This is a genomic window from Heliomarina baculiformis (assembly GCF_019966545.1).
GTDB classification, from domain to species: Bacteria; Pseudomonadota; Alphaproteobacteria; order Rhodobacterales; family Rhodobacteraceae; genus Heliomarina; species Heliomarina baculiformis.
The window spans coordinates 1-5,216 of the sequence record NZ_JAIMIC010000032.1; the positions used below are offsets into that span (position 1 = coordinate 1).

4 protein-coding genes are annotated in these 5,216 nt (G+C 54.8%); 2 read left to right on the forward strand and 2 right to left on the reverse strand.

Going from position 1 to position 5,216, the window contains the following annotated elements; genetic code table 11:
• Positions 1-368: 368 nt before the first annotated feature.
• Entirely contained in the window at positions 369-911 is a 543-nt protein-coding gene (locus MF268_RS25050) for a helix-turn-helix transcriptional regulator (protein WP_238373410.1), read from the reverse strand.
• A gap of 112 nt (positions 912-1,023) precedes the next feature.
• Here MF268_RS25050 and MF268_RS25055 point away from each other — a divergent pair.
• A protein-coding gene (locus MF268_RS25055; RefSeq protein WP_238373411.1) for an IS3 family transposase occupies positions 1,024-2,150 on the forward strand; the annotation gives its coding sequence in 2 pieces (ribosomal slippage) (positions 1,024-1,288 and positions 1,288-2,150; 1,128 coding nt in all).
• Between the two features lie 207 nt (positions 2,151-2,357).
• Here the strand turns inward: MF268_RS25055 and MF268_RS25060 are convergent.
• Positions 2,358-2,576 (reverse strand): tautomerase family protein, encoded by a 219-nt coding sequence (locus tag MF268_RS25060; protein WP_238373412.1) that lies wholly within the window; start codon positions 2,574-2,576, stop codon positions 2,358-2,360.
• 624 nt (positions 2,577-3,200) lie between these two features.
• On the opposite strand from MF268_RS25060, the gene MF268_RS25065 reads away from it, so the two are divergent.
• Entirely contained in the window at positions 3,201-4,808 is a 1,608-nt protein-coding gene (locus MF268_RS25065; protein WP_238373413.1) for a tetratricopeptide repeat protein, read from the forward strand.
• Positions 4,809-5,216: the final 408 nt, after the last annotated feature.

The following is a 5,216-nucleotide window of genomic DNA, read 5'->3' on the forward strand; positions in this document are numbered from 1 at the left end:
TGGAAAAGCCCAGTCGCTTTCGAGCGGAAGGTGGCCTAAACGAGCACCGGGGGCGGCACAAAAACGGGACAGGTCCAGACTGTAATCGACGGTGGAGGAAAAATCCCATGGCAGGTCAGCGGAGCCTGAAGATGCCGATCCCAATCCATCTCGGGTAGATCCCTCTCAAATTATGCGGTTTGTCACAGCGCTTCACCCGAAAAGGTGAAGAGGTGCTGTTCGCTGCAGTTTTAAGTAGAGTGTGCTTCTATATTTGAATCGGCCATTGCTGGGCCGCTTCGATACTGGCGCACCGCGGACTTTTAATCTTCGTTCAATCGGTACGGTAACGGTAATAAATATGCGTACTTGCGACATCCTACCCGCGACTATCCAACCTGCCTTTGCCGGCCGCCAATTCCCGCACCGACATCCAGAAACTCGTCCATGAAAAGGCTCATCAGTTCCATACGCGACGCAACACCGGTCTTGCGGAAGATGTTTGAGACCTGCGCCTTTACAGTACCCTCGGCGGTGGATCTGGCCGAAGCTATCTCGGCGATGCTCAGCCCCTTCAGCATGTACATCGCGATGTCACGCTCCGCTGGCGTGAGAGTCCATTCATCGAACTTTCCGTGCACGAAACCGTCCATTTCCTCGCGCAGGAAACTGAGGGATTCCGACAGCCTCGCGTTGCGTGCCTGAAGCCAGCGCAACTGGCGAACAAGGATGCGGATCGCCAAGATCAGTGCCCCGGCCGAGAATACCTCGAAGAAGAGGTGCGTCAGGTCAAGCAGGCTTGGTGCATTGCTGGCGATTATCCGTTCGTAGATGTCGCTCGCCAAGTCGAAGACGAAAAAGACGACGCTGCCGATCAGGAACGCGGTGACGTATTTCAGCGTGCTGACCTGCATGGACCCTATGTGCTGCATGGGAGTTCCTCGGAAATCGTGGCGGCTATGAAACGGTAAGAACGGTGGAGTAGCCCCCAGAAAGTGGTCCACCAACCGGGATAGATTTGTCCCGCAAATTGGAGGATCAGCGATGGCTGGGAAACGAGAAAAGCCCGAAGAGATTGTATCGAAGCTTCGGCAGGTTGAAGTTCTGCAGGGACAAGGCGCGACGATCGCCGAGGCGGTGCGTCAGATTGGCGTGACACAGCAGACGTTTTATCGATGGCGTAAGCTTTATGGCGGGATGCAGCGGTCGCAGCTCGCTCGGCTGAAAGAGCTTGAGAAGGAGAACCAACGGCTCATGCGGGCGGTCTCTGATCTCACGCTGGACAAGCTCATCCTGATCGAGGCTGCAAAGGGAAACTTCTGAGCCCTTCGCGTCGCCGCAAGTGCATTGACCATGTTCGGCAGGAACTTGGCGTGTCTGAACGTCGGGCCTGTCGCACGCTTGGACAGCATCGGTCTACGCAGCGCAAGGTGCCGCGGGGCCGGGTCGACGAGCAGCGTCTGACCGACGACATCATCGCGCTGGCCGACCAGTACGGGCGTTACGGGTATCGGATGGTGACCGGTCTACTCAACAACGCGGGCTGGTGTGTGAACCACAAGCGGGTCGAACGGATTTGGCGGCGCGAAGGGCTGAAGGTTCCGCAAAAGCAGAAGAAAAAGGGACGGCTCTGGCTGAACGATGGCTCCTGTGTCCGTTTGCGGCCCGAACGCCCAAACCATGTCTGGTCTTACGACTTCGTCCAGGACCGCACGGCGGATGGCCGGGTCTATCGGACATTGAACATTATCGATGAATACACCAGGGAGGCGCTCATGATCCGCGTCGATCGCAAGCTCAACTCCACGGACGTGCTCGATGCACTAACCGACCTGTTCATCCTGCGCGGGCGACCGGAATATATCAGATCCGACAATGGGCCGGAATTTATCGCCCAAAAGGTGCGGGATTGGATCGCCGCAGTCGGAGCAAAGACCGCGTACATCGAACCGGGCTCACCCTGGGAAAACGGATACTGCGAAAGCTTCAACGCCAGGTTCCGCGACGAGCTGTTGAATGGTGAAATCTTCTACAGCTTGAGGGAGGCACAAATCCTGATCGAGCAATGGCGCATCCACTACAATACGATCAGGCCGCACAGCTCATTGGGCTATCGTCCGCCCGCGCCCGAAAGCATCGTGCTAATGGACCAGAGGCCGATCATGCACTAACAATCAAATTGGACCACTCAGGCGGGGTGATCACTGGGCGGGACGTTTTTGACTACATTGAAGTCTGACATAACTCCAAGCTCGAATACGCGTGCAACGGAATGCTGTCGTCCATCGACTTCGAACGACAGCAGAAAACGACTGCCGAAGGCGCCTAAGACACGCGGCGCTATTCAGGCCAAGTGCCCCGCAGAATGATGATTGCGGTTAGCCGCGCTCTCTCATATTTCGGGCGGCGGCGGTCGTCAGCACTTCACCGCCATAGCCCCATGCACCGCTGCTCACTTCATGTATTCGCACGGATGTCCCGGATTTAATTTTTTCGCCGGCTATATGGCCGAAGGCATCGGTCACTCGCAGGATGATGTCAGCTTTCTCTTCCTTGGAGAAAACACCATCTAGGACGTGAATATCGATTGAGGGCATACGATCGCCTCCTATTGGGGTAAGTGTTTAATCTTCTTATTGTTTCTGTCTTCTCGGACTGGTTTTGCATGATTGAACAGAACAACGAGACTAATCAGTTTGGTAAGGGCAAAGGCGGTGCGGAACGCTGCAGCCCGTCATTGTTTTAAAACCTTCAGAATTGCAGCCGTTCTTCTGAAGCCGTAGCAATTGCCACAGGTGAACAACTGCATTCTGGTTTCGTTCATTGGGAACGTGTCATCCTTTCACCAAAGTGATGCTCGAGGAATACTTCCTTTTTGGCCGCTGTGGCGCATATTTGCCTCTGTGCGGGGAGGAATCCCCATGTCTTCAAGGCGTTCACGCGAGAGTCCGTCAAGGCGGTCGGTTTCAACTTCAACCCAGCCGTTACTCCCAATTGTACGGAAAAAAGCTGAGAGGGACCAGCTAACGGCATTGCGTGGGAGGGAAAGCAACTGATGCATTGGAAGTCTCCATATCGAAGTTTAAGATAAGTCCATTGTGATCGGCCGCCGTCAGAGCAGCGCAATTTCTGGGCTGTGCCTCCGTCCAAAAAGTGCAATAGTTTCGTAAAATCAGCTTTGTTCGACGTAAAAATCTCATTTGGAACCTGTCGGATACCCAATGCCGCATGTCGTCTTGCATCTATCCGGTCCTTTCCGAGCCGAGCGCGACGGCGCGGCAATTCCTGGATTAAGTCGTCGGGCGCAGGGCTTGTTGGCATTTCTCGCTTGTCAGCCCGGTATGCGCGCAGAACGCGGAGCGATTGCCGATTTGCTGTGGTCGGATCGCAGCGAAGCGCAATCGCGCGCATCACTTCGGCAAGAGCTTTCAGTACTTCGAAAATCGCTCAAGGAAGCAATAAAGGCTGACCGCCATTGCGTCTGGATGGACATAGAACAGTTCGAGGTTCGAAGGGGCGCCGAAACTTTTCTGGAAGGTTTCGACCTCGCTTCTGAAGGGTTCGAAGACTGGTTGCGTGAACGCCGACAAGCGGACGAGGTCGCGGCAGCACCATTGACGGCAAGACGAGATGAGCGGCCCGCTTTGGCAGTTTTGCCTTTTGACGAGATTGGCGCAAGCGAGGCAGACATGTTTGTCGACGGGATCGTTGAAGAGATTACCGGCGCGCTTGGCAGGAGCCGGGATTTCGATGTCATTGCCCGGCAATCGGCGTTTATGCTGCGCGGCCAGAATTTACCGATACCTGAGATCGCAAAAAAGCTCGGCACCGAATACTTGCTGGAAGGCTCTGTACAGCGGGCGGGTGAACGGGTCCGGATCTCGGTTCAGTTGGTCAGTGGTGCAGACGGGCGCACGCGCTGGTCACGTCGGTTCGACGATCGCATGGATGATCTTTTCGATTTACAAGATCGGATTGCGGCGCATGTGGCAGGGCAACTTTCTCCCAATCTGCGTGCGGCAGAGATTTTGCGTGCAAGAGGGCATCCGCCCGAGGTCCGGAGTGCCTATGACCTTGTTCTGACCGCGATGCCGCATTTCTGGGTTCACGACCCGGCGGAAAATCGTCGTGCCATTGAGTTCTTGGATCGTGCCTTGGAGAAGGATCCAGACTCGGCTCATGCCCTGGCAATGAAAGCATGGTGTCATGCACACGAATGCTGCTATCTTTGGTCGCTGCCCACGAATATGGCACGGGCGGCAAGTCGTGCAGCCTTTGATCGGGCGCTGCCGAGGGCACAGGATCATTCCGCAACCGTGACGGCACTTAGCGCTGCTGCTGCACTGGCTCTCAAAGATTTTCCGACTTCCGAAGATTTGGCCCGGCGCGCCTTGGAACTTGACCCCAACAATGCCTGGGCGTGGCTAAGGCTGGGTTGGGTGGCGGTTTACCTTGGGCGAGCCGAGGAAGGACTTGCACATTTCGACAGGGCGGAGGAGTTGAGTCCGCTTGATCCATTCTTGTTCAACATTGAATTTGGTCGATCCGCAGCCGTTCGAACACAAGGCCGCTTTGAAGAGGCGGTCGCGTTGATTGAGAAAGGATTGCGTGCGGCACCTAAAGCACATTGGGCCTATCGAATGCTATTTGGAACTCTCTGGCTCATGGGCGAGCATGACCGTGCGATAGCGGCCGGCAGAAAATGGCTAGCGGCACATCCTAATTTGTCGACGGAGACCTTAATTGAAGGGTTGCCATCTTGGAATCATGATCCGGAATATCTGAAGGTTCTCAGCGCGTTCGATCAGATCATTCCCCGAGGGAGGTGATCATTTATGATAGTGTCCTGCGAGCATTGATCTATCCATTTTGATAACGTCTGCCGGTCTCATCCAAGAAACTCGATCTCGCGAATTATATCGCACTAGTATAGATAATCTTCGGATTTTGTGATCATTGACGTTTGCAAGTTCCGATGTTCGGCTTAATCGGAAAGCCTGTTTCGCTGGCAAACGACTGCTCGTGGTCAACCGTATCTTCAGTGCGACATTCCCGTTGCGATAGCGAAATGAGGATCTGGTAATGCGCGCCTTTGGCGCGTTACTCGAAGCAGACCAGAGAGAAGATCTTTTTACTGCTGTCTTGTGAATTGCCCTGGAGGTGTGAAGTGGTCCCATCTTTTCGGACAGGTTTGCAGCGTTTCTAAGGTGTATCGGGTTTAGGTTTCATGCTGCGTG

Excerpts from the sequence above, each read along its gene's own strand:
- MF268_RS25050 (WP_238373410.1), bottom strand. The coding sequence starts at position 911 with ATGCAGCACATAGGGTCCATGCAGGTCAGCACGCTGAAATACGTCACC.
- MF268_RS25060 (WP_238373412.1), bottom strand. The coding sequence starts at position 2,576 with ATGCCCTCAATCGATATTCACGTCCTAGATGGTGTTTTCTCCAAGGAA.
- MF268_RS25065 (WP_238373413.1), top strand. The coding sequence starts at position 3,201 with ATGCCGCATGTCGTCTTGCATCTATCCGGTCCTTTCCGAGCCGAGCGC.